The sequence below is a fragment of the Hephaestia caeni genome (genome assembly GCF_003550065.1).
Taxonomy (GTDB): domain Bacteria; phylum Pseudomonadota; class Alphaproteobacteria; order Sphingomonadales; family Sphingomonadaceae; genus Sphingomonas; species Sphingomonas caeni_A.
The window spans coordinates 689,899-714,686 of sequence record NZ_QXDC01000004.1 but is presented as its reverse complement, the minus strand read 5'-3'; the positions used below and the strand labels follow the sequence as shown (position 1 = coordinate 714,686).

Sequence of the window (24,788 nt, the reverse complement as noted above, 5' to 3'; positions counted from 1 at the left end):
TGTGGGACAGTGGGGAGATGGACCCCCGCTTCCTCCGCGGGGGTGACGTGGAAAAGCTTGCGGGGGCCGCATGACCACCCAAGTCGATTATTACGAGCTGCTCGGCTGCGCGCGCGATGCGGATGCGGGGACGATCAAGTCCGCCTATCGCCGCCTCGCGATCAATCTGCACCCCGACAAACATGGCGGGTGCAAGGAGCATGAGGCCAAGTTCAAGGCGGTCAACGAGGCCTATGATTGCCTCAAGGATCCGCAGAAACGTGCGGCTTATGATCGTTTCGGCCATGCCGCTTTCGCGAACGGGGGCGGCGGCCATCGCGGCGGCGGCGGCGCCGATTTCGGTGCTTTCAGCGACATTTTCGAGGATATTTTCGGCGAGTTCATGGGCGGTGCCAGCGCGCGCGGCCGCCCGCAGGCGCGCCGCGGCGCCGATCTGCGCTACGATATGGAGATCAGCCTCGAAGAGGCGTTCCACGGCAAGTCGGCCGACATCACGATCGATGTCTCGGGTGCGTGCGACACCTGCGAGGGCTCCGGCGCCACGCCGGGCACCGAGGCGCAGACGTGCCGCACCTGCGGCGGCATGGGCAAGGTCCGCGCGCAACAGGGTTTTTTCGTTGTCGAACGCGCCTGCCCTTCATGCGCCGGCGCGGGCGAGACGATCGCCGATCCGTGCCGCGACTGCCGCGGCGAGGGCCGCGTCGACACCACCAGGACGCTGAGCGTCAATATCCCCGCCGGGGTCGACGAAGGCACGCGCATCCGCCTGTCGGGCGAAGGCGAGGCGGGCGCGCGCGGCGCGCCGGCGGGCGATCTCTACATCTTCATCCATGTCGCGCGGCACCCGCTGTTCGAGCGCGAGGGCACCACGCTCTACGCGCGCGCGCCGATCAGCTTCACCACCGCCGCGCTCGGCGGGGTGATCGAAATTCCCAATCCCGATGGGGAGACCTATCAGGTCAAGATTCCGACGGGTATCCAGTCCGGCCGCGAGATCCGCCATCGCGGCGCGGGCATGCCGGTGCTTCAGGGCCGCGGCCGCGGCGATCTCGTGGTGCGGATCGAGGTCGAAACGCCGACCCGGCTGAGCGCGCGCCAGAAGGAATTGCTCGAGGCGTTCCGCGAGACCGAAACCGGCGAGGAATGCCCTGAATCGACGGGCTTTTTCGCGAAGGTGAAGAAAGCGGTCGGCGGCTGAGATCGAAAACCAGGCTGCCGCCTGCCATGCCCAGCGGCGCGGCAGGCGGGATTGTCGGAAACTGGTTCAGGCCGCGAAGATCACGGCGACGACCAGTGCCTGGGCAATCAGGGCCACGGCGCCGAACGCCGTCGTCTCATAGTTGCGCATTATCCGGTCTCCTGTCTGGCCGGGCCCCGTGCCCGGCTTCCGCATCGCTGCGGTGCAACATAGATAGGGACGGCAATTTAAAGGGCAACCGCAAGGAATTTCTTCGCACTTGCAGCAAACGCAACCGCTACCGTAACGATTGCGAGAGCGGATCAGGTTCCGGTGCTCGATCTAAGACGGACTCCCGCCTTCGCGGGAGAACAGCGAACCCCTGGCTGCGCTCAGCCTGGGGTCCTGACCCTAATCCCCGAACACCCGCGCGAAGATCGTGTCGACGTGCTTGAGGTGATAATCGAGGTCGAACCGCGCCTCGATCTCCTGCGGCGACAAGGCGGCGGTCACGTCGGGATCGGCCTTGAGCAATTCCATCAGCGACAGCGCGCCGTCTGACTCCCACACCTTCATCGCGTTGCGCTGCACCAGCCGGTACGCGTCCTCGCGGCTCACCCCCGCCTGCGTCAGCGCCAGCAGCACGCGCTGCGAATGAACGAGCCCGCCCATACGATCGAGATTCTTCTGCATCCGCGCCGGATAGACGACGAGCTTGTCGATCACGCTCGTCAGCCGTGCGAGCGCGAAATCGAGCGTGATCGTGGCATCCGGCCCGATGAAGCGCTCCACGGAAGAATGCGAGATATCGCGCTCGTGCCACAGCGCCACATTCTCCAGCGCCGGGGTCACATAGCCACGCACCATCCGCGCGAGCCCGGTCAGATTCTCGGTCAGCACCGGATTGCGCTTGTGCGGCATCGCCGATGAGCCCTTCTGGCCCGGCGAGAAATATTCCTCGGCCTCCAGTACCTCGGTACGTTGCAGGTGCCGCACTTCGGTCGCCAGCCGCTCGATCGACGACGCGATCACGCCCAGCGTCGCGAAGAACATCGCGTGCCGGTCGCGCGGGATCACCTGCGTCGAGACCGGCTCGGTGGTGAGCCCCATCTTCTCGGCCACATGCGCTTCGACGCGGGGGTCGATGTTGGCGAACGTCCCCACCGCGCCCGAGATCGCACAGGTCGCGACATCGGCGCGCGCCGCCTTCAACCGCGCGCGGTTGCGGTCGAACTCGGCATAGGCCTGCGCGAGCTTGAGCCCGAAGGTGACGGGCTCGGCATGGATGCCGTGACTGCGCCCGATCGTCGGCGTCAGCTTGTGCTCCAGCGCGCGGCGCTTGATCGCCTCGAGCAGCTTGTCGAGATCGTCGAGCAGGATGTCGCTCGCGCGCGCCAGTTGCACCGCAAGGCAGGTGTCGAGCACGTCCGAACTGGTCATCCCCTGGTGCATGAAGCGCGCCGGCTCGCCGACATGCTCGGCGACGTTGGTCAAAAAGGCGATGACGTCGTGCTTCACCTCGGCCTCGATCGCGTCGATCCGCTCGACCTCGAACGCGCCTTTCTCCCAGATCGCCTTGGCGGCCTCCTTGGGCACGACGCCCAACTCGGCGAGCGCATCGGTGGCGTGCGCCTCGATCTCGAACCAGATGCGGAATCGCGATTCGGGAGTCCAGATATCCGACATCGCGGGGCGGGCGTAACGCGGCACCATGCGGGCAAATCCTTTGCTGAAACAATGTCGCCGGGCGCCTCGTCGCAAATCGGGCTCGGAGTCGCGGCGAGGGGCGCGGTAGCAGGGACGAGCCGCGCCGACAAACCGCCAGCCGACGAACCCATGTCGCGACGCGAAGGGTTGAACCTGAGAACCAAGCGCGGTCACGGCGCCGTTCCCCTTTGCGGCGCGCACCAACGTGGGTTGACCGCCTTTCCCGTCCCAGGGCACCTCGTACGTCACTACGGAACGGCTACGAGCCCTGAGACCGGCCGCCGGGCGACCGCGCCCGGCGGCCGCTTCGTTCCTCCCCGGAAAACTTAGGGTCCTGACCCTAGATCAGCCCCATCGACCTCAGGCTGGCGTGCCCCCCACGGCCAATGATCAGATGGTCGTGCACCGCGATCCCCATCCTCTTGCCCGCCTCGATCACGTTGCGGGTGATGTCGATATCGGCGCGGCTCGGCGCGGGGTCGCCGGAGGGATGGTTGTGGACGAGGATCAGCGCCGCCGAACCCAGCTCGATCGCACGCCGGATCACCTCGCGGACATAGACCGCCGATTCGTCGATCGAGCCGCGGCTCATCTCCTCGTCGCGGATCAGGATGTTGCGCGTGTTAAGGTGGAGCACGCGCACGCTTTCGATCGTCTGGTGCGCCAGCCGCGCGGTCAGGTAATCGATCAGCGCCTGCCAGTTGGCGAGCACCGGCTGCGCCGATGCCTCCGCCTGGAGCACGCGCAGCGCCACCGCCTGCGCGATTTTGATCGCCGCGACGACGCCGTCGCCGGCATCCTTCACCCGCGCGATCGAGCCGGCGTCGGCGGCGAGCAGCTCTGCCATCCCCCCGAATTCGGCGAGCAGCCGCTTGGCGAGCGCCTTGGTGTCGCGCCGCGGCACGGCGAGCATCAGCAGATATTCGATCAGCTCGTGGTCGAGCAACGTATCGCCGCCGCCCGAGATCAGGCGCTCGCGCAACCGGCTGCGATGGCCGATATAGTCTGGCGAAGGCGCATCCATGTCACCCAGGGATTACGCAGCGACGGGGACGTATGCAATTGTGTCTGCGTTCATCTTGCCTATGGTTAAGAGGCGCCTGAAGCATGGGTGAGGAGTGACGAGCGGCGTGACGCGTGACGAGGACGAGGACGAGGCGACCGTCGAGCCCGCACCGGCGCCGCGTCGTCGTCGTACCGTTCCCCGGCTCGGCGCGCTGCGCTGGTGGCTGATCGGCGGTTCGGCGCTGGTGCTCGTCCCGCTGATCGGGGTGTGGACCCAGCGCAAGCCGATCGCGGCGGGCTATGTCGATCGCTTCCTCGCCGAAAAGGGCGTCACCGCGCGCTATCACATCGCCGACCTCGGGTTCGGCCGCCAGCGGCTGACCAACCTCGTCATCGGCGATCCCGCACACCCCGATCTGGTTGCCGACTGGGTCGAACTGTCGACCGACATCGGCCTGTCGGGCGCGTCGATAACGGCGGTGCGCGCGGGCCATGTCCGGCTGCGCGGGCGGCTGGTGGATGGCACGCTGTCGCTCGGCGCGATCGATCGGCTGCTGCCGCCGCCGTCGGGAAAGCCCTTCGCGCTGCCCGCGCTCGACGTGACGGTGGCCGATGCCGGGATGCGGCTGGAAACGCCCTATGGCGTCATCGGCCTGCACGCGCGCGGCAGCGGCCGGCTTGACGACGGCTTTGCGGGGCGTGTCGTTGCCGTGGCGGAAAAGCTCGATCTTGCTGGCTGCGCGTTCGGGCGTGCGGCGGCGCTGATGCGGGTCTCGATCGCCGATGCGCGGCCGACGCTCAACGGCCCGTTGAGCGCGGGTACCATCACCTGCGGCGATGCGCGGCTCACCGGCGCGCGCAGCGAGATCGCGGTGACGCTGGGCGAGCGGCTCGATCGCTGGCAGGGCCGCGCGCGGGTTCGGGTCGCGACGCTTCGGGCGCCGTCCGCGCACGCGCGCGATCTGGCCGGCAGCGTGGATTTCGAAGGCTCGCCCTCGCGGACCTCGGGCTCGGTCGATCTCGCGACCGGCGCATTCGCATCGGATCAGGTGACCGGGGGCCGGGTTACCCTGTCGGGCGGCTACCGCGTCGAGGATGGGTTCCTCGCCTTCCAGGGCAGCGCCGGCGCGCGCGGGGCGCGGCTTGCCGACGGTTGGCGCGCGCGGATCGAAAACGCCGCCGGCACGACGCAGGGCTCGCCCGTCGGGCCGCTGGTCGCGAAACTCGCGCGTGCGGGTGCCGAGGCGACCCGCGATTTCAACGTCACCGCCAATATCGACGCGCTCCAGGCCAAGGGGCAGGGCCGTATCGGCGTCTCGCGGTTGATCGTCCATGCGGCGAACGGCGCCAACGCGACGCTCGCGAGCGGCGACGGGGTTCAATATGCCTGGCCCGATCGCGGCCTGCGCGTCGACGGGCTGCTGACGCTCGCTGGCGGAGGGATGCCCGACGCAGCAGTGCAGCTTCATCAGGATCACGCCCGCGGGCCGATGACGGGCAACGCGCTGATCCGCCCCTATGCCGCCGGCGGCGCGTCGCTGGCGCTGACCCCGGTCAGTTTTACCGCGACGCCCGATGGCGCGACGCACTTTGCGACCACCGCCACGCTTTCCGGCCCGCTCGGCGACGGGCGGATCGAGAATGCGCGGATGCCGATCAGCGGCGTCTGGAACGGGGCGGGGCGGCTGCTGGTCAACCGCCAGTGCGCGCCGCTCTCGTTCGATTCGCTGACGGTGTCGAGCCTCGTGCTCGACCCCACCCGGCTCACGCTCTGCCCGGCGGGACGCGCACTGCTCGCGATCGACGGCGCGGCGCTGTCGGGCGGGGCACGGCTCGCTGCCTCGCATCTCGAAGGCCGGCTCGGCCGGACACCGCTGTCGCTTGATGCGTCTGGGGCCGAACTGGCGCTCGGCCGCCGCGGCTTCGTGCTCAGCGACGTCGCTGCGCGGCTGGGCGCGACAGGCAATCAGACGCGGATCGACGCCGCGCATCTCGACGGCCGCCTCGCGGGTGGCGCGGTCGCGGGCACCTTCTCGGGCGCGGGCGGGCAGATCGGCGACGTCCCGCTGATCCTGTCCGCCGCGGCGGGCGACTGGCGCTTCGCCGACGGCAAGCTCGCGCTCACCGGCGGCCTCACCGTCGCCGACGCGGCGGTGGAACCACGCTTCAACCCGCTGGTCTCGCACGACGTCGCGTTCGATCTCGCCGCCAACCGGATCACTGCCACCGGCACGCTCGCCGAGCCCGAAACCGCCACCAAGGTCGCCGACGTCCGGCTCGGCCACGATCTGTCGGCGGGCACCGGCACCGCCGATCTCACCATTCCCGGCGTCACCTTCGGCAAGGGTTTCCAGCCCGACAAGCTGACGCGCCTCACCTTCGGCGTGATCGCCAACGTCAACGGAATCGTCCACGGGCAGGGGCATATCGCGTGGAGCCCGGAGGGCGTGACGAGCACCGGCCGGTTCGGCACCGACGCCACCGATCTCGCCGCCGCGTTCGGCCCCGTCCAGGGGCTCGCTACCGAAATCCGCTTCACCGACTTGCTCAACATGGTCAGCGCCCCCGGCCAGACCGCGACGATCGCGTCGGTCAACCCGGGCGTCGCGGCGACCGACGGCGTCATCCGCTATCGCCTCCTCGGCCCCACCCAGGTCCAGGTCGATGGCGGACGCTGGCCGTTCGCGGGCGGTGAGCTGGTGCTGGAGCCGACCACGCTCGATTTCGCCGAGCACCGCCAGCGGCGGCTCACCTTCACGATTCGGGGCATGGACGCTGCGCAGTTCCTCCAGCAGTTCGATTTCAAGAATCTCAGCGCGACCGGCGTGTTCGACGGCACGCTGCCGATGGTGTTCGACGAAACCGGCGGCCGGATCGAGAACGGCCACCTTACGGTGCGCGAAGGCGGCGGCTCGCTCGCCTATGTCGGCCCGGTGTCGCAGCACGATCTCGGCACCTGGGGCAACATGGCGTTTCAGGCCTTGAAGGCGCTAAAGTATAAAAGCCTGACGATCGCGATGAACGGCCCGCTCGCCGGCGAGATGGTCACCGAAGTCCATTTCGCGGGCATCGATCAGGGCGCGGGCACCAAATCCAATTTCCTGATCCGGCGGCTCGCCAAACTGCCGTTCGTCTTCAACGTGACGATCCGCGCGCCCTTCCGCAGCCTGATCGATTCGGCGCAGAGCCTCTATGATCCCACGCGCTTGATCGAGCGCAACCTGCCCCGCCTCATCGAGCAGCAGAACGCCGCGACGGCCGCCCCCGCCTCGACAACGCCCGCTGACGCGCCCATTCAGCCCACCGAAAGCGAGACCGTGCCATGACCGAAACAGGATTGACGCAAACCGACAGGAGACCGACCACGGCAGGCATGAAGGGCGCGATCGCGATTCTGCTCATCGGCGCAGGCGGCGCCACCGGCGGCTGCGTGACCGTGAATGCGCCCGACAAGCCGATCGAGATCAACCTCAACGTCAAAATCGACCAGGAAGTGGTGTATCGTCTCGATGGCGAGGCGAAATCGCTGATCCAGGACAACCCGGGAATTTTCTGATGAAACAGGGTAAATTGCTTTTCTTCGCGGCCTTGGGGCTCGGCACGCTCGCGGTCGCGGGGCTCGCCACCGCTGCCTACGCACAGCGCGATCCGGCCTATGCCGCGGCGCGCGCCGCCGGCCAGATCGGCGAACAGCCCGATGGCTATATCGGCATCGTCGGCGCGGCGACGCCCGATCTGCGCGCGCTCGTCAACAACATCAATATCCAGCGCAAGGCCGCCTACACCAAGCAGGCCGCCAGCGGCGCGACGGTGGAGCAGATGGCGTTCGTCGCCGGCTGCAACCTGATCCTCAAGACGACCGCGGGCGAGAAGTACAAGGCGCCCGACGGCACCTGGAAGACGCGCGGCGCCGCCGCCCCCGAACGCGATCCGCGCTGCGTGTGATCCTCCGTCATGCCAGCGAAGGCTGGCATCTTTATCCGCAAGGGCGACTCCAGCTTTCGCTGGAGTGACGATTGCGTGGCGGGGTCGGGTCACAATGGTTGACTCGACCACCCCCCTTTCCTAAACGGGCGCCGCAACGGGGACCGTGCGTCGCCCGGGGTTTTGTTCGTCGCCGGCATCATGCCTGGCGGCGTTTCTATATCAGGGTGTATTCGAGCGTTGGCTGACGACCGACAGAACGGGTCCGACGATCTGGACCGCCGCATCGCGCAGGCCAGGGCCGCGCACGAGGTGCCGACGGGGCGTGCGGGCGGCTCGGCCGAAACCAAGGGCTGGGCGGTCGGCGTCGAATTCGTCGGCACGGTGCTGGTCGCCGCGCTGATCGGTTTCTTGCTCGACAAGGGGCTCGGCACCGCGCCCTGGCTGATGATCGTGTTCCTGCTGCTCGGTTTTGCCGCCGGTTTCCGCCGCGCGATGAAGACGTCGAAGCAGTTCGATACCGATCCGACCAACGATAACGAGTAGAGCGGAAGCGATGGCCGGCAACAATCCGATGGAACAGTTCGCGATCCGGGTGCTTCACCCGATCCCGCCGGTCGCGGGCGTGGACCTCTCGTTCACCAATTCATCGCTGTGGATGCTCATCGCGCTCGCGGTGGTCGCGGTGTTCCTCTATGCGGGCACCGCGCGGCCGACGCTGGTGCCGGGCCGGATGCAGGCCGCGGTCGAAACCATCTACGGCTTCATCGTCAGCATGATGGACGAAAACGTCGGCCCCAACGGCCGTCGTTTCGTGCCGCTGATCTTCTCGATCTTCATCTTCGTGCTCGCGCTCAACATCCTCGGGCTGATTCCCTGGGTCGGCGCGTTCACGCCCACCAGCCATGTCGCGGTGACGCTCGCGCTCGCGTTCATCATCTTCGGCATCGTGCTGATCGTCGGCTTCTGGAAGCACGGGCTGCACTTCTTCACGCTGTTCTGGCCGAAGGGCGTCAACGTCGCGCTCGGCATCGTCATCCTGCCGATCGAGGTGGTCAGCTTCCTCGCGCGCCCGTTCACGCTCGCGGTCCGGCTGTTCGCGAACATGACCGCGGGGCACGTGCTGCTGAAGGTGTTCGGCACCTTCGTCGTCGCGCTGGGGTCGTTCGAGGCTATTCCGGTCGTGTTTGGTGTCCTGCCGCTCGCGGTCAACGTCGCGCTTGCCGCGCTCGAATTGCTGATTGCGCTTATCCAGGCTTATGTTTTCGCCCTGCTCGCGTCGATCTATCTCAACGACGCGATCAACCTCCACTAAGTCACTGACGTTAATCCAAGGGAAGAGAGATCATGGATCCAGAAGCAGCCAAGTTCATCGGTGCCGGTCTTGCGGCGATGGGTGCGGGCCTCGCCGGTATCGGCGTCGGCTACGTGTTCGGCAGCCACCTTCAGGGCGCGTTCCGCAATCCCGATGCCGAACCGCGCATCTCGGGCCGCCTGTTCCTCGGCTTCGCGGTGGTCGAAGCGCTTGGTCTGATCGCGGCGGTCGTGTCGCTCTACCTCGCGTTCGCGTAACACTCGAAAGCTAGAGTCCCAGTCCGATGCCTCAGTTCGAGCTTGCCAATTTCGCGCCGCAGATGGTTTGGCTTTGCATCGCCTTCGCGATCCTGTTCTTCGGGATCGTGATGCCGACGCTGCCCAAGCTCGGCCGCGTGGTGCAGGCACGCGCGGACAAGGTGACGGGGGACATCGATTCGGCGGCGAAGGCGAAGGCCGACGCCGACCGGATCGAGGCCGATTACGCGGCGGGGATCGCGTCCGCGCAGGAATCGGCGCGGGCGACGCTCGATGCGGCGCGCGGTTCCGCCGCCGCCGCGCTCGACGCGAAGCTCGCGCAGTCCAAGGCCGCGCTCGGCGCGCGTGCCGAGGCGGCGGACAAGGCGCTCGGCGCTGCCCGTGCCAAGGCAATGGGCGAGATCGAGCGCGTCGCCGCCGACGCCGCCACCCAGATCGTCGAAAAGCTGACGGGCACCCGCCCCGACGCCGATACCGCCACCGGCGCCGCGCGCGCCGCGCTGGCGTAAGGGAGCGGGCTGGATGCTGCTTTTCCTCGCCGCCGCCGCGGGCCATGCCGAAGGCGCCGCCCACGGCATCACCACCGGCGAAACGATGCTCGGCCTCAACGCCGAGGGTTGGGTCTATGTCAGCCTGACGATCTTCATCGTCGGCATCTTCTGGTTCGGCCGCGCGCATCATCGGCTGCGTGACGCGCTCGACGCCCGGATCGCCGATACGCGCCGCGAACTCGACGAGGCCGCCCGGCTGCGTGCCGAGGCCGAGGCGCTGCTCGCCGAAGCGCAGCGGCGCAACGCCGCCAGCGCGGGCGACGCGCAGGCGATCATCACCCATGCCGAGGCCGAGGCCAAGGCGTTGCTCGCCAAGGCCGAGGCCGACGCCGATGATCTGATGACGCGCCGCGCCGCGATGGCCGAAGACAAGATCGCCGCCGCCGAACGTCAGGCGATCGCCGACGTCCGCGCGCACGCCGCCGAAGCCGCCACCGCCGCCGCGGGCGCCATCATCGCGCAGCAGCACGGCGCCAAGGCGGACAAGCCGCTGGTCGACAAAACGATCGCGGGACTCGGCCGGGCGAACTGAACGTGGCGTCACCCCGGACTTGTTCCGGGGTCCGACGGGCCTCGAACGCTAATGTTCGTTGAGGGTTGAATGCCGGGCCAGCTCCGGCATGAGGCGCGGTCAGCATTACAAAGCGTCCCGCCTCTTACGGGTTTCCGGCGGCCGCGCTCCATCCCAGAGCCCGTGGGACAAACCCCATGCACTGGCTCATCCTCGGCATCGCCGTGTTCACCGAAATCTGCTGGGCGCTCAGCCTCAAATGGGCCGCGACCGCCGCGACATGGCAGGCCTCGGCGGTCCCGATCATCCTGTCGTTCGTCAACATGGGGCTACTCGCGCTGGCGATGCGCGGCATCCCGGCCGGCACCGCTTATGCCGTGTGGACCGGTCTCGGCGCGGTCGGCGTCATCATCGGCGGCATGATCTTCTTCGGCGACAAGGTCAGCGGCGTGCAGGCCGCCTTCATGGCGCTGATCGTGATCGGCGTCGTCGGCACCAAGCTGTTCGCGCAGGGGTGATGCCCCGTGCTCCTGCGAAAGCAGGAGCCCAGGGTTACAAGCGCGGTGCCCAATGGCTCTGGGCTCCTGCTTTCGCGGGAGCACTGCTTTCGCTCGCCACCCATACACCCTAAATCCCTTCCATGCCGCGCAGCAAAGCCGACCGTCCCGATCGCCCCAACGCCGCCTCGCGCTTTAACGAGGAGGCCCAAACCTATACCGTGCGCGGCGCCGGTCAGCCCGATCTGGAAGCCGGCGTCGCGGCGATCCGCAATGTCCTGAAAACGCTCCCCGCGCGCCCGGGCGTCTACCGGATGCTCGATGCGCGCGGCGATGTGCTCTATGTCGGCAAGGCGCGTGCGCTCCGCCATCGCGTCACCAACTACACCCAGGTCGATCGCCTGCCCAAGCGGCTCCAGCGCATGGTCGCGCAGACGCGCAGCATGACGATCGTCACCACCAACAACGAGGCCGAGGCGTTGCTGCTCGAGGCGCAACTCATCAAGCGCCATCGCCCCGCCTACAACGTGCTGCTGCGCGACGATAAAAGCTTCCCCTTCATCTTGCTGCGCGCCGATCACGCCTTCCCGCGCATCCAGAAGCATCGCGGCGCGCGGCGCGCGAAGGGTAATTACTACGGCCCCTTCGCGTCGGCTGGCAGCGTCAACCAGACGCTCAACGCGCTCGAAAAGCTGTTCCTGCTCAGAAGCTGCACCGACGGCTTCTTCAAGACCCGCGACCGGCCGTGCCTGCTCTACCAGATCAAGCGCTGCTCGGCGCCGTGCGTCGGCCGGATCAGTGAGGCCGATTATGCCGAGCTGGTCGACGATGCGAAGCGCTTCCTCTCGGGCAAGGCCACCGATGTCCAGGCCAAGCTCGGCGCCCGGATGGAGGCGGCGGCCGAGCGGCAGGATTTCGAGCTTGCCGCGATCCTGCGCGATCGGCTCAAGGCGCTCACCTTCATCCAGGGCAGCCAGGCGATCAACGCCGACGGCGTGGGCGATGCCGATATCTTCGCGCTGGCGTCGAAAGAGGGCACGATCGGCATCCAGGCCTTCTTCATCCGCGGTGGCCAGAATTGGGGGCATCGCAGCTTCTTCCCCGCGCACACAGCCGACGTGCCCGAGGCCGAGGTGCTCGCGAGCTTCCTCACCCAATTCTATGAGGACGTGCCCCCTGCCCGCACGATCCTGCTTGATCGCGCGCTGCCCGATCCCGCGCTGATGGCCGAGGCACTCGGCGAGCGCGCGGGGCACAGGATCGCGATCTCGGTGCCCCAGCGCGGCACCCGCCGCCGGCTGATGGAGCAGGCGACGCGCAACGCCGCCGAAGCGCTCGATCGCCGCCTCGCCGAATCGACGACGCAGGCGAAATTGCTCCGCGAGGTCGCCGATCTGTTCGAACTGGGGGAACCGCCCGACCGCATCGAAATCTACGACAACAGCCACATCCAGGGCACCAATGCGCTCGGCGCGATGGTCGTCGCGGGGCCGGAAGGGTTCCGCAAGGGCCAGTATCGCAAGTTCAATATCAGACAGGCCGCGACCGATGACGATTTCGCGATGATGCGCGAGGTCTTCCAGCGCCGCTTCGCCCGCGCGCAGGCCGACGATCCCGATCGCGACGGCGGCACCTGGCCCGATCTGGTGCTGATCGACGGCGGTCGCGGCCATCTGAACGCGGCGAAGGCGGTGCTCGAGGAAATGGGAATCGAGGACGTGTGCCTCGTCGGCGTCGCCAAGGGGCCGCACCACGGCCGCGAGGGGCGCGAGGTGTTCCACCTGATGGACGGCCGTGAGCTGACGCTGCCGGTCAACGCGCCGGTCCTGTTCTACCTCCAGCGGCTGCGCGACGAGGTCCACCGCTTCGCGATCGGCGCGCACCGGGCGAAGCGCGCCCGGGCGATCGGCGCCAGTCCGCTCGACGAGGTTCCCGGCATCGGCCCGGCGCGCAAAAAGGCGCTGCTGATGCATTTCGGCACCGCCCGCGCCGTGCGTGGCGCCAGCCTCGAGGATCTCCAGCGCGCGCCCGGCGTCAGCCACGCCGTCGCGCAGCAGGTCTACGATTTCTACCACGCGCGGTAAGTATAACGCCGCCGCCGAGCTGGCCTTCCCACTGAAATGACGTCATTTCGTCGCTGAATCTGCACGATTCATCCTTTGATCCGGCGGGCGCGGGGTTTAGGGTGACCCCGTTTAAAACGGGGGAGTATCAGCATGTTCGGTCGCGTCATCATCGCGGGTCTTCTGGCCGCCACGGCCACCACCGCCGCTTATGCCAGCGACAAGCCGATCTACGCGCCCGCGCCCGATTGGGTGACGCCGGCCCCCGCGGTCGATCTCGCGACGCTCGCCGATGACGCGCCGGTGTTCCTGATCCTCGATCGGCAGCAACGGCTCCAGGATGGGCAGGTCTGGTCGTATCAGGATAGCGAGACGCGCGCGGCCAACCCGGAAATCCTTTCGCAGATCGGCACCATCTCGCTCACCTGGTCGCCCGACAAGGGCGATCTCATCATCCACCGTGCCGAGATCATCCGCGGCGGCGAGCATATCAATCTGCTCAAGGGCGGCGATCCGTTCACCGTGCTGCGGCGCGAGCAGCAGCTCGAACAGCTCCAGCTCGACGGCATGTTGACCGCGACGATGGCGGTCAGCGGCCTGCGCGTCGGCGATGCGCTGCGGCTGACCTATTCGACCACGCAAAAGGATCCGACGCTCGCCGGCAACGTCCAGACGTTCGCGCCGATCGTCGCCGATCCCTTCCGCGTCCGGTTCGCGCGCGAGCGGCTGCTGTGGCCGGACGGCGCCGGGCTTCATTACAAGGTGCTCGGCGCCAAGATCACGCCCGTCGTCACCCGCGCCGGCGGCTATCAGGAACTGGTGATCACCGAACCGGTCGCCAAACAGCCCGAGATGCCGGGCGACGCACCCCCGCGCTACAAGCGCGGCACCGCGATCGAGGCGACGACCTTCGCCGATTGGGCGTCGGTATCGAAGGTGATGGCGCCGCTCTACGACACCGCCGGCACGATCGCGCCCGATAGCCCGCTTGCCGCCGAAGTCGCCCGGATCGAGCAGGCGACCCCCGATCCGGCGCGGCGCGCGATGCTCGCGCTGCAACTCGTCCAGGATAAGGTCCGCTATCTGTTCAACGGCATGGATAACGGCAATTACGTGCCGCAGACGCCCGCCGCCACCTGGCAATCGCGCTACGGCGACTGCAAGGCGAAGACGATGCTGCTGCTGGCGCTGCTGCACGCGATGAAGATCGATGCCGAACCGGTGCTCGCCTCGAGCAATCTCGGCGATGCGATCCCGACGCGGCTGCCGATGCCCGGCGCGTTCGATCACGTCCTTGTCCACGCGACGATCGGCGGTCGGTCGCTGTGGCTCGACGGCACCGACATCGGCGCGCAATTCGTCGATATCGATGATGTGCCGGCGTTTGCGAACGTCCTTCCGCTGCGCGCCGGCGGCGCGGACATCATGCCGCTGCCGATCCGCACCGCCGCGCGGCCCGATGCCGATATCGCCATCGCGTTCGATCAATCGGCCGGGCTCACGCTGCCGACACTCTACACCTTCACCATGAAGGCGCGCGGCCAGTTGGCGCAGATGGTCCACGCCGCCAAGAGCCAGGCGAGCAAGGATCAGATCGAGCAGATGGTCCGCGCGACGATTTCGCCCTATGTCGGCAACGCCGTCATCGCCGACAACGCCGTCGCCTATAATGAGGCGGACGCCACCGCGACGATCACCGCGTCGGGGCTGGTATCGACCAAATGGCATCGCGAGGATCGGCGCTATCGGGCGACGCTCGATTATTTCGTCGACAATCTGACGTTCAATCCCGATCGTAGCCGCGCCGCCTGGAAGACCATCCCGGTCTCGACCGGCCAGCCGTTCGACATCGCGCTGCACACGACGATGGCCTTGCCCGATCGCGGCCAGGGATTCACGATCGAAGGCGACAAGAGCTTGTCCGCCGATCTTGCCGGCGGCCATATCGAGCGGCGTTTCGCGCTGAACGACGGCACGATCTCGGTCGAGGATCATGTCACCTCGGCCGCGCGCGAAATCGCGGTGGCGGATCTGCCGCAGGCGCGCGCGGCGGTCACGCTGGCCAAGTCCCGCGTCCTGCGGGCGCTGGCGCCGACCGATACGCCGACGCACTGGCAACTGGCGCAGCGTCTGGCGCGCGATCATGGCGCCGCCGCGATCCTCGCCGTCTATGCCAAGGCGCTGGCCAAACAGACCGACGATCCGGACAAGGCATGGGCATATAGCAACCGCGCCTATTTTCAGGCCGGGATCTACGATTATCGCGCCGCGATCGCCGATCTCGATCAGGCGATCGCGCTCCAGCCCGATGCCGATTTCTATCGCCGGCGCGCGATGCTCTATGCCGGGCTCGGTGACGACGCCAAAGCGCTCACCGATTATCAGGCGGCACAGGCGCTCGATCCGGGCTCGATCGCGGGTGTCGGCGGGCTCGCCACGGCGCAGAGCGATCTCGGGAACAAGGATGCGGCGATCGCGCTGGTCCAGGAGCGGATCGATCAGGGCGGCAAGGAAAAGCCCGGTTTCCTGGCGCTCAAGGCCGATCTTCTCAGCCGCACCGGCGACGACGAGGCCGCGCTCGCGACGATCGACGAGGCGATCACCGTCCGTCCCGGCGATCCGAACCTGCTCAACAGCCGCTGCTGGATCAAGGGCACGCTCGGCGTCGCGCTCGATACCGCGCTCAAGGATTGCACCAAGGCGATCGAGCTTGCCGATTCGCCCGCGGCCGCGCTCGATAGCCGCGCGCTGGTCTATTTCCGCATGGATCGGATGGAAGACGCGCTCGCCGATCTCAACGCCGCGCTCGATGCGGCGCCGGAACAGGCCGCGAGCATCTACCTGCGCGGCATCATCCACAAGCGGCAGGGCACCACCGCCAGCGCCACCGCCGATCTCGCGGCGGCGCGCCTGATCCGGCCGACGATCGACAAGGATTATGCGCGCTTCGGGATCAAGCCTTAGGGCCGGATGCGCGACATCGGACCCACTTATCCCGTTCGTGCTGAGCTTGTCGAAGCACCGCTCTTTCTTTCGCAGGAAGGGGAAGGGCGGCCCTTTCGACAAGCTCAGGGCGAACGATTCAGGTTTAACGCTCGCCGCTCCAGGGCTGTGGTTTCCGGGGCGGCACGGGTCGCAGAGCGTGTGCGGTGCATGGCGAAAAAACGCTGTCCTACAAGCGCGCGATCATGTCATGATTGCCGCCGCTCTTTGATAGTATCGACTCGTCCCGCCGCCGAACCGAACGGATTCGATAGCGTGCGCCTGTACCGTATCCCCATCCCCATCCTTGTGCGGGGATACAAGCGAGGCGGTACGTGGTCGAAGTGGACAATCACCCGACAGCGTTTTGGCCTCACCTTCGCCTAACCTTCCGCGCCGTGATCCCCCGCGCATTGGCAAATTCTTCACTCGCCCACGCTAGCGCTGGTTTCATGCCGACGCCTGTCTTCCTCACCGTCGATACCGAGTTGGCCTGGCGCCATCACGCCACCGGGCTCGACGCGGCCGCAATCGTCGAACGCTCGCTCGATCCGGCGGGCGTCGGGGTCCGCCATCAGCTCGATCGCCTCGCGATGCACGGGCTCAAGGCGTGCTTCTTCGTCGATCCGATGCCCGCGCTGGTGTTCGGGCTCGATTGGCTCAAGCCGCTCGTCGCGACGATCCTCGCGCGCGGGCAGGAGGTGCAGCTTCACCTCCACCCCAATTGGGCGGGGGCCAGGGCCGGCGACGGCGGTGCCGCCCATGCCCGCTTCGAGATGGTCGAATATTCGGCGCACGAACAGCGCGATCTGATCGCCGGCGCGATCGACCTGCTCAAAGCCGGCGGCGCCCCGCATCCGATCGCGTTCCGCGCGGGCAGCTACGGCGCCAATGATACAACGCTCGCCGCGCTCGCCGCGCTGGGCTTCGTCTATGACAGCAGCCACAACGGCGCCGCGACGCCGTGGCCCAGCCAGATCGGCCTGCCCGCCGATACCATCGCCCCGGTCGTCCGCGCCGGGCTGGTCGAGCTTCCCGTGACGCTGATTGAAGACGCGCCGGGCAGCCTGCGCAACGTCCAGGTCTGCGCGCTGTCGATCGGCGAGATCCGCGCCGCGCTTGATCATGCGGTGGCAGCCGATCACGCCGCGGTGACGATCGTCAGCCATTCGTTCGAACTCGCCAGCCGCGCCGGCACCCGTGCCAACGGTATCCACGCCCGCCGCTTCGAGGCGCTCTGCGAGATGCTGCGCGCGCGGCGCCACGATCTGCCGACCTGCCATTTCGCCGATCGCCCCGCGCTTCGCCTCGGGGCCGCCGATCATCCGCTTGCGCCCAACACGCTGCGCACGCGCTGGCGGCAGGCCGAACAGCTCTGGTCGAACATGGTCGAGGAACGCGCGGCGTGAGCGCGGTCGTCCAGCCGCTCAAATTCCAGGTCGGCGCGCGCACCCTGTGGTCGATCCCGCGGCGGCTGGTGCGCGTGCCGCTGTCGCTTGCCGACGTGCTCGAACCGCGCGTGCCGCCCTTGCCGTCGCTGGGCGACGCGGCCGACGGCATCCTCGTCACCTCGCTCCCCGAAGCGCGCGTCGCGGCGGTCACCGCGCAGGCGCCGGGCCTCATCGCCTTCGTCCGCCAGCGCTACACGCGCTACTTCGCCGATCTGGACGGCGGTTTCGACGCCTGGCTCGGCGGCATGTCGGCCAACACGCGCTCGGGGCTGAAGCGCAAGGCGAAGAAGCTCGCCAAACGCTCGGGGGGCACGCTCGACGTCCGCGCCTATCGCACGCCCGACGAACTGGCGGTCTTCCATCCGATCGCGCGCACCGTCTCGGAACGGACGTATCAGGAAGCGCTGCTCGGCAGCGGCCTGCCCGCGACGCCCGCCTTCGTCCGCGCGATGCTCGCCGCCGCCGCCGCCGATCAGGTGCGCGCCTGGCTGTTGTTCGTGGACGGGTTTCCGATCGCCTATCTCTATTGCACCGCCGAGGGCGATACGCTGCGCTACGACTATCTCGGGCACGATCCAGAATGGTCGGATTGGTCGGCCGGCAGCGTGCTCCAGGTCGAGGCGATGCGCGTCTTGTTCGCGGAAAGCCGCTTCGCCCGCTTCGATTTCACCGAGGGTGAGGGCCAGCACAAGCGCCAGTTCGCGACCGGCGGCGTCGCCTGCGTCGATCTGATGCTGTTGCGGCCGAGCCTCGCCAACCGCGCCGCGATCGCCGCGCTGGCGGGTTTCGACCGCACGATGGCGCTCGCCAAGCGTCTGACCAGGAAGCTGCGCGCCGAGGCGCTGGTCCGCCGCCTGCGCCGCCACTGATTGCGCTTCGCCCCGGCTCGGCTATGCCCAAGCCATGCACCTGCGTGCCGAAGCCATCGTCCTCGCGGTCCGTGCCCACGGCGAGCACGGCGCGATTCTCCGCGCGCTCACGCCCGTCGACGGGATGCTCGCGGGCTATGTGCGCGGGGGCCGTTCGCGGCGGCTGCGGCCGATCCTGCAACCCGCCAACATCGTTCTCGGCGAATGGCGCGCGCGCACCGACGATCAACTACCGCAGCTCGCGGTCGACCTCGTCCACAGCCGCGCGCTGCTGTTCGCCGAGCCGCTGCCCGCGGTCGCGCTCGACTGGGTGACCGCGCTCACCGCGTCCGTGCTTCCCGAAGGGCAGCCCTATCCCGCGGTCCACGCTGCACTTGCGGGCGTGCTCGACGCGATCGAGGCTGCGCCCGCGGCGCGCGGCTGGGCGGTGGCGCTGGTTCGCTACGAACTGCTGCTGCTCGCCGAACTCGGCTTCGGGCTCGCGCTCGATCGATGCGTGGTGACGGGCGCGACCGCCGATCTGGCCTTCGTCAGCCCCAAAAGCGGTGCCGCCGTCTGTCGCACCGCCGGGGCGGGTTATGCCGATCGCCTCTTTGCCCTGCCGCCGTTTCTGGCATCGGGCGGTGCGGCCGATTGGGCGGACATCCTCGCCGGGCTCGCGATCACGGGGCACTTCCTCGAACGCGACCTATTCGGTGATCGCCGCGCCGATACGCTGGCGGCACGCGCCCGGTTGGTCGATCGTCTCAAGAGAGCGGTTGCGTGATCGGGCGCGGCGCGGCTAGTCGGGCGCGACGCTCACCGAACCGGGGGAAAATTTGATGCCGCTTGTCGCGATTCTTGCCGGAGACGGGATCGGCCCCGAAGTGACCGCCGAGGCGCGGCGCGTGCTCGAGGCGCTCGATCTCGGGATCGACTTCGAAGAAGGGCTGGTCGGCGGCGCGGGCTATCGCGGCGCCGGGCACCCGCTGCCGCCCGCAACGCTCGATCTCGCCAAGCGCGCCGATGGCGTACTGTTCGGTGCGGTCGGCGATCCGGCGTGCGATGCGCTCGAACGTGCGATGCGGCCCGAACAGGCGATCCTGGGCCTGCGCAAGGAACTGGGGCTGTTCGCCAATCTGCGCCCGGCGACGCTGTTCGAGGGGCTCGAGGATGCCGCGGCGCTGCGCCCCGACGTGGCCCGCGACATCGATATGGTGATCCTGCGCGAACTGACCGGCGACGTCTATTTCGGCGAAAAGGGGCTGCGCACCACCGGCGAGGGGCTGCGTCAGGGTTATGACGTGATGGCCTATGACGAGGCCGAGGTGCGTCGGATCGCGATCGTGGGCTTCGAGATGGCGATGCGGCGCAAGAAGCGGCTCCATTCGGTCGACAAGGCCAATGTGCTCGAAACCTCGCAATTGTGGCGCGACGTGGTGAACGAGGTGGCCACGGGCTATCCCGAGGTTGCGCTCATCCATATGTATGCCGACAACGCCGCGATGCAGCTCGTGCGCCACCCCGGCCAGTTCGACGTCATGGTGACGGGCAATATGTTCGGCGACATCCTGTCCGATCTCGCGAGCATGTGCGTCGGCTCGATCGGGATGCTGCCCTCGGCGGCGCTCCGCGAATGGGCGGGCGCGTGCGGCCTGTACGAGCCGATCCACGGCAGCGCGCCCGACATTGCCGGGCAGGGCAAGGCCAATCCGTGCGCGGCGATCCTGTCGGCGGCGATGCTGCTGCGCCATTCGCTCGACATGCCCGAGCCTGCCGATCGGATCGAAACTGCGGTGGCCGCGGCGATCGCCGGCGGCGCGCGGACGCCCGATCTCGGCGGTACGCTCTCGACCTCGGCGATGGGTGATGCGGTGCTTGCCGGGCTCGCATGACCGCGGAGTGCATCGAGTTGGCGGTCGTCATCCCGACCTTCAACGAGGCCGCGAACGTCGCGACGCTCGTTGCCCGGCTCGATGCGGCGCTGGCGGGGCGTACCTGGGAAGCGATCGTCGTCGACGATAATTCGCCCGACGGCACGGCCGATGCGGCGCGCGAGATCGCCCGGATCGATCGTCGGGTGCGCGTGATTCAGCGGATCGGCCGGCGCGGGCTTTCGACGGCGTGCATCGAGGGCATGTGCGCCACTGCCGCGCCGCTGGTCGCGGTGATCGACGGCGATCTCCAGCATGACGAAACATTGCTGCCCCGGATGCTCGATGCACTCGAGGGCGATCCCACGCTCGACATCGCGATCGGCTCGCGCTTCGCCGAGGGCGGCGGGACCGGCAATTGGGATCGCGACCGGATCGCCAAGTCGGCGCTTGCGACGCGGCTCGCGCGCCATGTGCTGCGCGCCGATCTCAGCGATCCGATGAGCGGCTTCTTCATGGTGCGCACGGCGATCGTCCGCCGTCTCGCGCCTGACCTGACGGGGATCGGCTTCAAGATCCTGCTCGATATCATGACCACCAGCCCGCGACCGCTTGCCTTTGTCGAACTGCCCTACACGTTCCGCAGCCGCACGCGAGGCGAGAGCAAGCTCGATCACGTCGTCGCGATGGAATATCTGATCGCGCTTTATGATCGCATGTTCGGACGGCTGATTCCGGTGCGGTTCGCGATGTTCTCCGCGATCGGCCTGTTGGGCGTCGGGGTACATATGGCGGTGCTGTCGGTGCTGTTGTTCGCGTTCGACACTGCTTTCGTCGCCGGGCAGATCGTTGCGGCAACGGTGGCGATGACCGCCAACTTCTTCCTCAACAACGCGCTCACCTATCGCGACCGGCGGCTCCGGGGCTGGCGGCAGTTGATCGACGGCTGGGTGTCGTTCTGCGTCGTCTGTTCGGTCGGCCTCGTCGCCAATGTCGGTGTGGCGGCCTTCCTTCACGATGCCCGCAGCGGCACCTGGGCGGCGTCCGCGCTTGTCGGGGTGCTCGTCGGCGCGGTGTGGAACTATGCGCTGTCGTCGCGTTTCACCTGGGGGCGTTATTAACGCCGGACGTCGACGCCGTCGGCGGTGAAGGCGTCGAGATCGGCGCGGGTGAAGAGGCTCACGTCGCCGGGCAGCGAATGTTTGAGGCAGGTGAGCGCGAGCCCGGAGTGGGCGGCACGCTCGATGTCTTCGCCGAGCAACAGCGCGTGGAGCACACCGGCGGCGAAGGCGTCGCCCGCGCCGATCCGGTCGACGATCCCCGAGAGCGCGACTTCCTCGGTCTGCGCGACGGCGTCGCGTGCGTCGATGCGGGCGGAAAGGCGGTGGCGATCGGCATCGACGACGTGGCGCGCGGTTGAGGCCATGACGGTGAGCTTCGGGAACGCCTCGAACGCGGCCTCGGCGGCGGCGCGGCGACGGCCTTCGCTGTCCTCGCCGAAATCGCGGTCGAGCAGCAGCGCGATGTCGCGATGGTTGCCGAACAGGATGTCGGCATGGCTGACCAGTTCGGCCAAGATGCTGCGCGGGTCGCTGTCCCAGGCTTCCCACAGCCGGGCGCGGTAATTGCCGTCGAACGAGATCGGAATGTTCCGTTCGGCGGCAGCGCGGGCGGCGGCGAGCGCGCTTGCGGCGGGCACCGGCCCCAAAGCGGGCGTGATCCCCGACAGATGCAGCCGCGTCACCCCGTCCAGCAGCGCGTCCCAATCCCACGTTTCGGCAGGGGTTTCGGCAAAGGCGGAGCCGGTGCGGTCATAGACCACATCGGTCGGCCGCAGCCCGGCGCCCGGGGTGACGAAATAGAGCCCCATTCGCCCCGCACGGCGGATGATGCGGCGGCAATCGACGCCGTGCCCGCGCAGCGAGCGGATCGCCGTATCGCCGAGCGCATTTTGGGGGAGCGCGGTGGCGAAGGCGACGTCGTGGCCGAGCAAGGCGAGCGCGGTCGCGACATTGGCTTCGGCGCCCGCGGTCCACACGTCGAGATGCGGGGTCTGGAGCAGCAACTCGCGGTTGGGCGGCGACAGCCGCAGCATGATTTCCCCAAAGGCGAGGAAGCGCCCCATCATCATCTCCCGGTTCGTGCCGCGCGGGTGGCGGCGGCGGTTTGCGCATAGCGGGCGATGACACCGATGGCCATCGCCCAGGCGCGCGCGTCAGAAAAAGCCGATCACCAGCGTCAGGTTGAGCCCGATGATGACCAGCGCGATCGCCCAGGCGAGCGCCGCCAGCCAGCGCGGATTGACGAATTCGCCCATCAACTTGCGATCGCCGGTGAAGGTGACGAGCGGGACGATCGCAAAGGGAAGCTGGAGGCTGAGCACCACCTGGCTCATCACCAGCAATTCGGTAGCCGAGCCTTCGCCCGCAATCCAGATCATCGCGACGGCGGGGATGATCGCGAGCAGCCGGGTCGCCATCCGCCGCGCCCAGAAGGGGAGGCGGAGATCGAGGAAACCTTCGGCGACGATCTGCCCCGCGAGCGTGCCGGTGATCGTCGAATTCTGCCCCGAGGCGAGCAAGGCGACGGCGAACACCACGCTGGCCGCGCTGGCCCCCAGCATCGGGCTGAGCAGGTGATAGGCCTGATCGATATCGGCGACATCGTGGCGCCCGGCGACGTGGAAGGTCGCAGCGGCAAGGATCAGAATCGCGGCGTTGATGAACAGGGCCAGCGTCAGCGCCACGCTCGAATCGAGCGTGGCGAGGCGCAGCGCCTGGCGCTTCGACACCGCGTCCGGCGCCACGGCGCGGGTCTGGACGACGGCGGAATGGAGATAGAGATTGTGCGGCATCACCGTGGCGCCGAGGATACCGATCGCCAGATAGAGCATCACCGGATCGGTGACGATCTGCGTGGTGGGGACGAGCCCGCCGGCGACCGCGGCCATATCGGGCCTGGCGAGCCACAATTCGTAGGCGAAACTGCCCGCCACGACGATGAGCAGCGTGGCGATCACCGCTTCGATCTTGCGGAATCCGAAGCGTTGCAGCGCAAGGATGAGCATCACGTCGAAGGTGGTGATCGCGACGCCGGCAAGCAGCGGCAGCCCGAACAGCAATTGCAGCGCGATCGCGGTGCCGAGCACTTCGGCCAAATCCATCGCGATGATCGCGATCTCGCACAGCACCCACAGCCCGATCGTGGTGCGGCGCGAATAGCGAGCACGGCACGCCTGCGCCAGATCGAGCCCGGCGACGATGCCGAGCTTGGTCGACAGCGCTTGCAGCACCATCGCCATCAGGCTCGACAGCAGGATGACCGAGAGCAACGCATAGCCGAAGGCGGAACCGCCGGCGATGTCGGTCGCCCAATTGCCCGGATCCATATAGCCGACCGCGACCAGATAGCCCGGCCCGGCAAAGGCGAACAACCGCCGCCAGATGCCGCCGCCTTTGGGCACCGGAATCGTGTGGTGGCTTTCCTCGAGCGAGGGATAGCGGCTGGCGCGCGGTGCGGCGTCTTCCGCTAGCGAGGCCGACGGCGGCGGCATGGCGATCAGATGACCTCGATCTTGTAATGGTGCCACGCCATGATCGCCGCCGCGCCGCGATGCGGGCGCCATCCTTCGGCGAGCGTGCGCAGCGCCTTTTCGCTGGGGCGTTCGGGATGGCCGAGGATGCGGCCGATCTCGATCTGGACCGCGAGATCGCCCGCGGGCCAGACATCGGGGCGCCCTTCCGCGAACAGCAGGTAGATTTCGGCGGACCAGCGGCCGATGCCCTTGATCCGGGTGAGCGCCTTGATCGCATCCTCGTCGTCGCCGGGAAGATGCTCAAGATCGAGCCGGCCGCTGATCACTTCGTCGGCGAGACTGCGGGCATAGCCTGCTTTCTGGCGGGAGAGACCGGCGGCGCGGAGCGCTTCGTCGGCGGCGGCGGCGATGGCGGCGGGATCGGTGAGATCGCCGACCTGTTCCTCCAGCTTGCGCCAGATCGACGCGGCGGCGGCGACGCTGACCTGCTGGCCGACGATCGTGCGCAGCAACGTGGCATAGCCGCGTTCCCGAATCCGGGGCTCGGGATAGCCGGCGCGGGCGAGCGCGGCGGCGAAACCGGGTTCGCCCGCGGCGAGCGCATCGATCCCGGCGCGGAGCTGGTCGGCGGTCAGGCCCATCGGTCGATCCCTTGATCTCGCCGCGCGGGGGCGGCATGGCGACGGCTCACCCGCCAGGAGGATTGCATGCCCAAGCTTATCGTCGTCACCCGCGAAGGGGAAGAACGCGTGGTCTCGGGTGAGGCGGGCCTTTCGGTGATGGAAGTGATCCGCGACAACGGCATCGACGAAGTGCTCGCGCTGTGCGGCGGCTGCTGTTCGTGCGCCACGTGCCACGTCCATGTCGACCCGGAATTTGCGGCCAAACTGCCGCCGATGAGCGAGGACGAGAACGATCTGCTCGATTCCTCGTCCGACCGCGACGCCGACTCGCGGCTGTCATGCCAGATCGCGTTCAGCGAGGCGCTCGACGGGCTGCGCGTGACGATCGCCGCCGAGGATTAGGACCGGCCGGCATTCCGCCCATGTTGGCTGCGCAAATGGCGGTTTCCCGTGCTTCCAGTGCTCACG

23 protein-coding genes are annotated in these 24,788 nt (G+C 68.0%); 18 read left to right on the top strand and 5 right to left on the bottom strand.

Annotation, left to right across the window (positions count from 1 at the left end):
- Positions 1–70 precede the first annotated feature (70 nt).
- The gene (dnaJ, locus tag DFR49_RS17950) at positions 71–1,198 is read left to right on the top strand and encodes a molecular chaperone DnaJ (RefSeq protein ID WP_119037027.1); all 1,128 of its coding nucleotides are present in this window, start codon (positions 71–73) and stop codon (positions 1,196–1,198) included.
- 390 nt (positions 1,199–1,588) lie between these two features.
- Here the strand turns inward: dnaJ and purB are convergent, their stop codons facing one another.
- Together purB and radC are read right to left on the bottom strand one after the other, a co-directional pair.
- Complete coding sequence (purB, locus tag DFR49_RS17945; protein WP_119037026.1) at positions 1,589–2,890, bottom strand: adenylosuccinate lyase; 1,302 nt, start codon at positions 2,888–2,890, stop codon at positions 1,589–1,591.
- Between the two features lie 334 nt (positions 2,891–3,224).
- Positions 3,225–3,908, bottom strand: coding sequence for a RadC family protein (radC, locus tag DFR49_RS17940; protein ID WP_119037025.1), 684 nt, complete (start codon positions 3,906–3,908; stop codon positions 3,225–3,227).
- A gap of 106 nt (positions 3,909–4,014) precedes the next feature.
- Between radC and DFR49_RS17935 the strand changes: the two genes are divergently transcribed.
- The 16 genes from DFR49_RS17935 to DFR49_RS17860 all read left to right on the top strand — a co-directional run bounded on the left by DFR49_RS17935 (position 4,015) and on the right by DFR49_RS17860 (position 21,283).
- On the top strand, positions 4,015–7,215 hold the full coding sequence (locus DFR49_RS17935) for an intermembrane phospholipid transport YdbH family protein (protein ID WP_245968624.1): 3,201 nt from the start codon (positions 4,015–4,017) through the stop codon (positions 7,213–7,215).
- 47 nt (positions 7,216–7,262) lie between these two features.
- Positions 7,263–7,445, top strand: coding sequence for a YnbE family lipoprotein (locus DFR49_RS17930; RefSeq protein ID WP_119037024.1), 183 nt, complete (start codon positions 7,263–7,265; stop codon positions 7,443–7,445).
- Positions 7,445–7,834, top strand: a complete 390-nt coding sequence (locus DFR49_RS17925) for a YdbL family probable chaperone protein (protein ID WP_119037023.1) — start codon at positions 7,445–7,447, stop codon at positions 7,832–7,834. Before DFR49_RS17930 ends, DFR49_RS17925 begins: the two co-directional genes overlap by 1 nt.
- A 219-nt stretch (positions 7,835–8,053) precedes the next feature.
- A complete protein-coding gene (locus DFR49_RS17920; RefSeq protein ID WP_211325929.1) occupies positions 8,054–8,359 on the top strand; it encodes an AtpZ/AtpI family protein in 306 nt (101 codons plus the stop codon).
- A 10-nt stretch (positions 8,360–8,369) separates the two neighbouring features.
- Positions 8,370–9,128 carry a F0F1 ATP synthase subunit A gene (locus DFR49_RS17915; protein WP_119037021.1) on the top strand — a complete coding sequence of 253 codons (759 nt, stop codon included), beginning with the start codon at positions 8,370–8,372 and terminating at the stop codon, positions 9,126–9,128.
- Between the two features lie 32 nt (positions 9,129–9,160).
- Positions 9,161–9,385 (top strand): ATP synthase F0 subunit C, encoded by a 225-nt coding sequence (atpE, locus tag DFR49_RS17910; RefSeq protein WP_119037020.1) that lies wholly within the window; start codon positions 9,161–9,163, stop codon positions 9,383–9,385.
- A gap of 26 nt (positions 9,386–9,411) precedes the next feature.
- Complete coding sequence (locus DFR49_RS17905) at positions 9,412–9,894, top strand: F0F1 ATP synthase subunit B (RefSeq protein ID WP_119037019.1); 483 nt, start codon at positions 9,412–9,414, stop codon at positions 9,892–9,894.
- Positions 9,895–9,907: 13 nt separating this feature from the next.
- Positions 9,908–10,468, top strand: coding sequence for a F0F1 ATP synthase subunit B family protein (locus DFR49_RS17900; protein WP_245968623.1), 561 nt, complete (start codon positions 9,908–9,910; stop codon positions 10,466–10,468).
- A 176-nt stretch (positions 10,469–10,644) separates the two neighbouring features.
- On the top strand, positions 10,645–10,965 hold the full coding sequence (locus tag DFR49_RS17895; protein ID WP_119037018.1) for a DMT family transporter: 321 nt from the start codon (positions 10,645–10,647) through the stop codon (positions 10,963–10,965).
- A 122-nt stretch (positions 10,966–11,087) separates the two neighbouring features.
- A complete protein-coding gene (gene uvrC, locus DFR49_RS17890; protein ID WP_119037017.1) occupies positions 11,088–13,028 on the top strand; it encodes an excinuclease ABC subunit UvrC in 1,941 nt (646 codons plus the stop codon).
- A 132-nt stretch (positions 13,029–13,160) separates the two neighbouring features.
- Positions 13,161–15,971, top strand: coding sequence for a DUF3857 domain-containing protein (locus tag DFR49_RS17885; protein WP_119037016.1), 2,811 nt, complete (start codon positions 13,161–13,163; stop codon positions 15,969–15,971).
- Between the two features lie 470 nt (positions 15,972–16,441).
- Positions 16,442–17,398: a polysaccharide deacetylase family protein gene (locus tag DFR49_RS17880; RefSeq protein WP_119037015.1), complete on the top strand. Its 957-nt coding sequence runs from the start codon at positions 16,442–16,444 to the stop codon at positions 17,396–17,398.
- Positions 17,395–18,309, top strand: a complete 915-nt coding sequence (locus DFR49_RS17875; protein WP_245968622.1) for a GNAT family N-acetyltransferase — start codon at positions 17,395–17,397, stop codon at positions 18,307–18,309. The genes DFR49_RS17880 and DFR49_RS17875 overlap by 4 nt, the downstream gene beginning before the upstream one ends.
- A 34-nt stretch (positions 18,310–18,343) precedes the next feature.
- Positions 18,344–19,075 (top strand): DNA repair protein RecO, encoded by a 732-nt coding sequence (recO, locus tag DFR49_RS17870; protein ID WP_119037013.1) that lies wholly within the window; start codon positions 18,344–18,346, stop codon positions 19,073–19,075.
- A gap of 55 nt (positions 19,076–19,130) precedes the next feature.
- Positions 19,131–20,183 (top strand): 3-isopropylmalate dehydrogenase, encoded by a 1,053-nt coding sequence (gene leuB / locus DFR49_RS17865; RefSeq protein WP_119037012.1) that lies wholly within the window; start codon positions 19,131–19,133, stop codon positions 20,181–20,183.
- A complete protein-coding gene (locus DFR49_RS17860) occupies positions 20,180–21,283 on the top strand; it encodes a glycosyltransferase family 2 protein (protein WP_119037011.1) in 1,104 nt (367 codons plus the stop codon). Before leuB ends, DFR49_RS17860 begins: the two co-directional genes overlap by 4 nt.
- On the opposite strand, the gene DFR49_RS17855 is transcribed toward DFR49_RS17860, so the two are convergent.
- The 3 genes from DFR49_RS17855 to DFR49_RS17845 all read right to left on the bottom strand — a co-directional run bounded on the left by DFR49_RS17855 (position 21,280) and on the right by DFR49_RS17845 (position 24,338).
- Positions 21,280–22,287, bottom strand: coding sequence for a sugar kinase (locus DFR49_RS17855; RefSeq protein ID WP_119037010.1), 1,008 nt, complete (start codon positions 22,285–22,287; stop codon positions 21,280–21,282). The two genes, DFR49_RS17860 and DFR49_RS17855, sit on opposite strands and share 4 nt — an antisense overlap.
- Positions 22,288–22,377: 90 nt before the next feature.
- On the bottom strand, positions 22,378–23,751 hold the full coding sequence (locus DFR49_RS17850; protein ID WP_245968621.1) for an Nramp family divalent metal transporter: 1,374 nt from the start codon (positions 23,749–23,751) through the stop codon (positions 22,378–22,380).
- Positions 23,721–24,338: a DNA-3-methyladenine glycosylase family protein gene (locus DFR49_RS17845; protein ID WP_119037008.1), complete on the bottom strand. Its 618-nt coding sequence runs from the start codon at positions 24,336–24,338 to the stop codon at positions 23,721–23,723. Before DFR49_RS17845 ends, DFR49_RS17850 begins: the two co-directional genes overlap by 31 nt.
- 66 nt (positions 24,339–24,404) lie before the next feature.
- Here DFR49_RS17845 and DFR49_RS17840 point away from each other — a divergent pair, with 66 nt between their 5' ends.
- Positions 24,405–24,722 carry a 2Fe-2S iron-sulfur cluster-binding protein gene (locus DFR49_RS17840; RefSeq protein ID WP_119037007.1) on the top strand — a complete coding sequence of 106 codons (318 nt, stop codon included), beginning with the start codon at positions 24,405–24,407 and terminating at the stop codon, positions 24,720–24,722.
- Positions 24,723–24,788 lie beyond the last annotated feature (66 nt).

Excerpts from the sequence above, each read along its gene's own strand:
- dnaJ (WP_119037027.1), top strand. The coding sequence starts at position 71 with ATGACCACCCAAGTCGATTATTACGAGCTGCTCGGCTGCGCGCGCGAT.
- purB (WP_119037026.1), bottom strand. The coding sequence starts at position 2,890 with ATGGTGCCGCGTTACGCCCGCCCCGCGATGTCGGATATCTGGACTCCC.
- radC (WP_119037025.1), bottom strand. The coding sequence starts at position 3,908 with ATGGATGCGCCTTCGCCAGACTATATCGGCCATCGCAGCCGGTTGCGC.
- DFR49_RS17930 (WP_119037024.1), top strand. The coding sequence starts at position 7,263 with ATGAAGGGCGCGATCGCGATTCTGCTCATCGGCGCAGGCGGCGCCACC.
- DFR49_RS17925 (WP_119037023.1), top strand. The coding sequence starts at position 7,445 with ATGAAACAGGGTAAATTGCTTTTCTTCGCGGCCTTGGGGCTCGGCACG.
- DFR49_RS17915 (WP_119037021.1), top strand. The coding sequence starts at position 8,370 with ATGGCCGGCAACAATCCGATGGAACAGTTCGCGATCCGGGTGCTTCAC.
- atpE (WP_119037020.1), top strand. The coding sequence starts at position 9,161 with ATGGATCCAGAAGCAGCCAAGTTCATCGGTGCCGGTCTTGCGGCGATG.
- DFR49_RS17905 (WP_119037019.1), top strand. The coding sequence starts at position 9,412 with ATGCCTCAGTTCGAGCTTGCCAATTTCGCGCCGCAGATGGTTTGGCTT.
- DFR49_RS17900 (WP_245968623.1), top strand. The coding sequence starts at position 9,908 with ATGCTGCTTTTCCTCGCCGCCGCCGCGGGCCATGCCGAAGGCGCCGCC.
- DFR49_RS17895 (WP_119037018.1), top strand. The coding sequence starts at position 10,645 with ATGCACTGGCTCATCCTCGGCATCGCCGTGTTCACCGAAATCTGCTGG.
- uvrC (WP_119037017.1), top strand. The coding sequence starts at position 11,088 with ATGCCGCGCAGCAAAGCCGACCGTCCCGATCGCCCCAACGCCGCCTCG.
- DFR49_RS17885 (WP_119037016.1), top strand. The coding sequence starts at position 13,161 with ATGTTCGGTCGCGTCATCATCGCGGGTCTTCTGGCCGCCACGGCCACC.
- DFR49_RS17880 (WP_119037015.1), top strand. The coding sequence starts at position 16,442 with ATGCCGACGCCTGTCTTCCTCACCGTCGATACCGAGTTGGCCTGGCGC.
- recO (WP_119037013.1), top strand. The coding sequence starts at position 18,344 with ATGCACCTGCGTGCCGAAGCCATCGTCCTCGCGGTCCGTGCCCACGGC.
- leuB (WP_119037012.1), top strand. The coding sequence starts at position 19,131 with ATGCCGCTTGTCGCGATTCTTGCCGGAGACGGGATCGGCCCCGAAGTG.
- DFR49_RS17860 (WP_119037011.1), top strand. The coding sequence starts at position 20,180 with ATGACCGCGGAGTGCATCGAGTTGGCGGTCGTCATCCCGACCTTCAAC.
- DFR49_RS17855 (WP_119037010.1), bottom strand. The coding sequence starts at position 22,287 with ATGGGGCGCTTCCTCGCCTTTGGGGAAATCATGCTGCGGCTGTCGCCG.
- DFR49_RS17845 (WP_119037008.1), bottom strand. The coding sequence starts at position 24,338 with ATGGGCCTGACCGCCGACCAGCTCCGCGCCGGGATCGATGCGCTCGCC.
- DFR49_RS17840 (WP_119037007.1), top strand. The coding sequence starts at position 24,405 with ATGCCCAAGCTTATCGTCGTCACCCGCGAAGGGGAAGAACGCGTGGTC.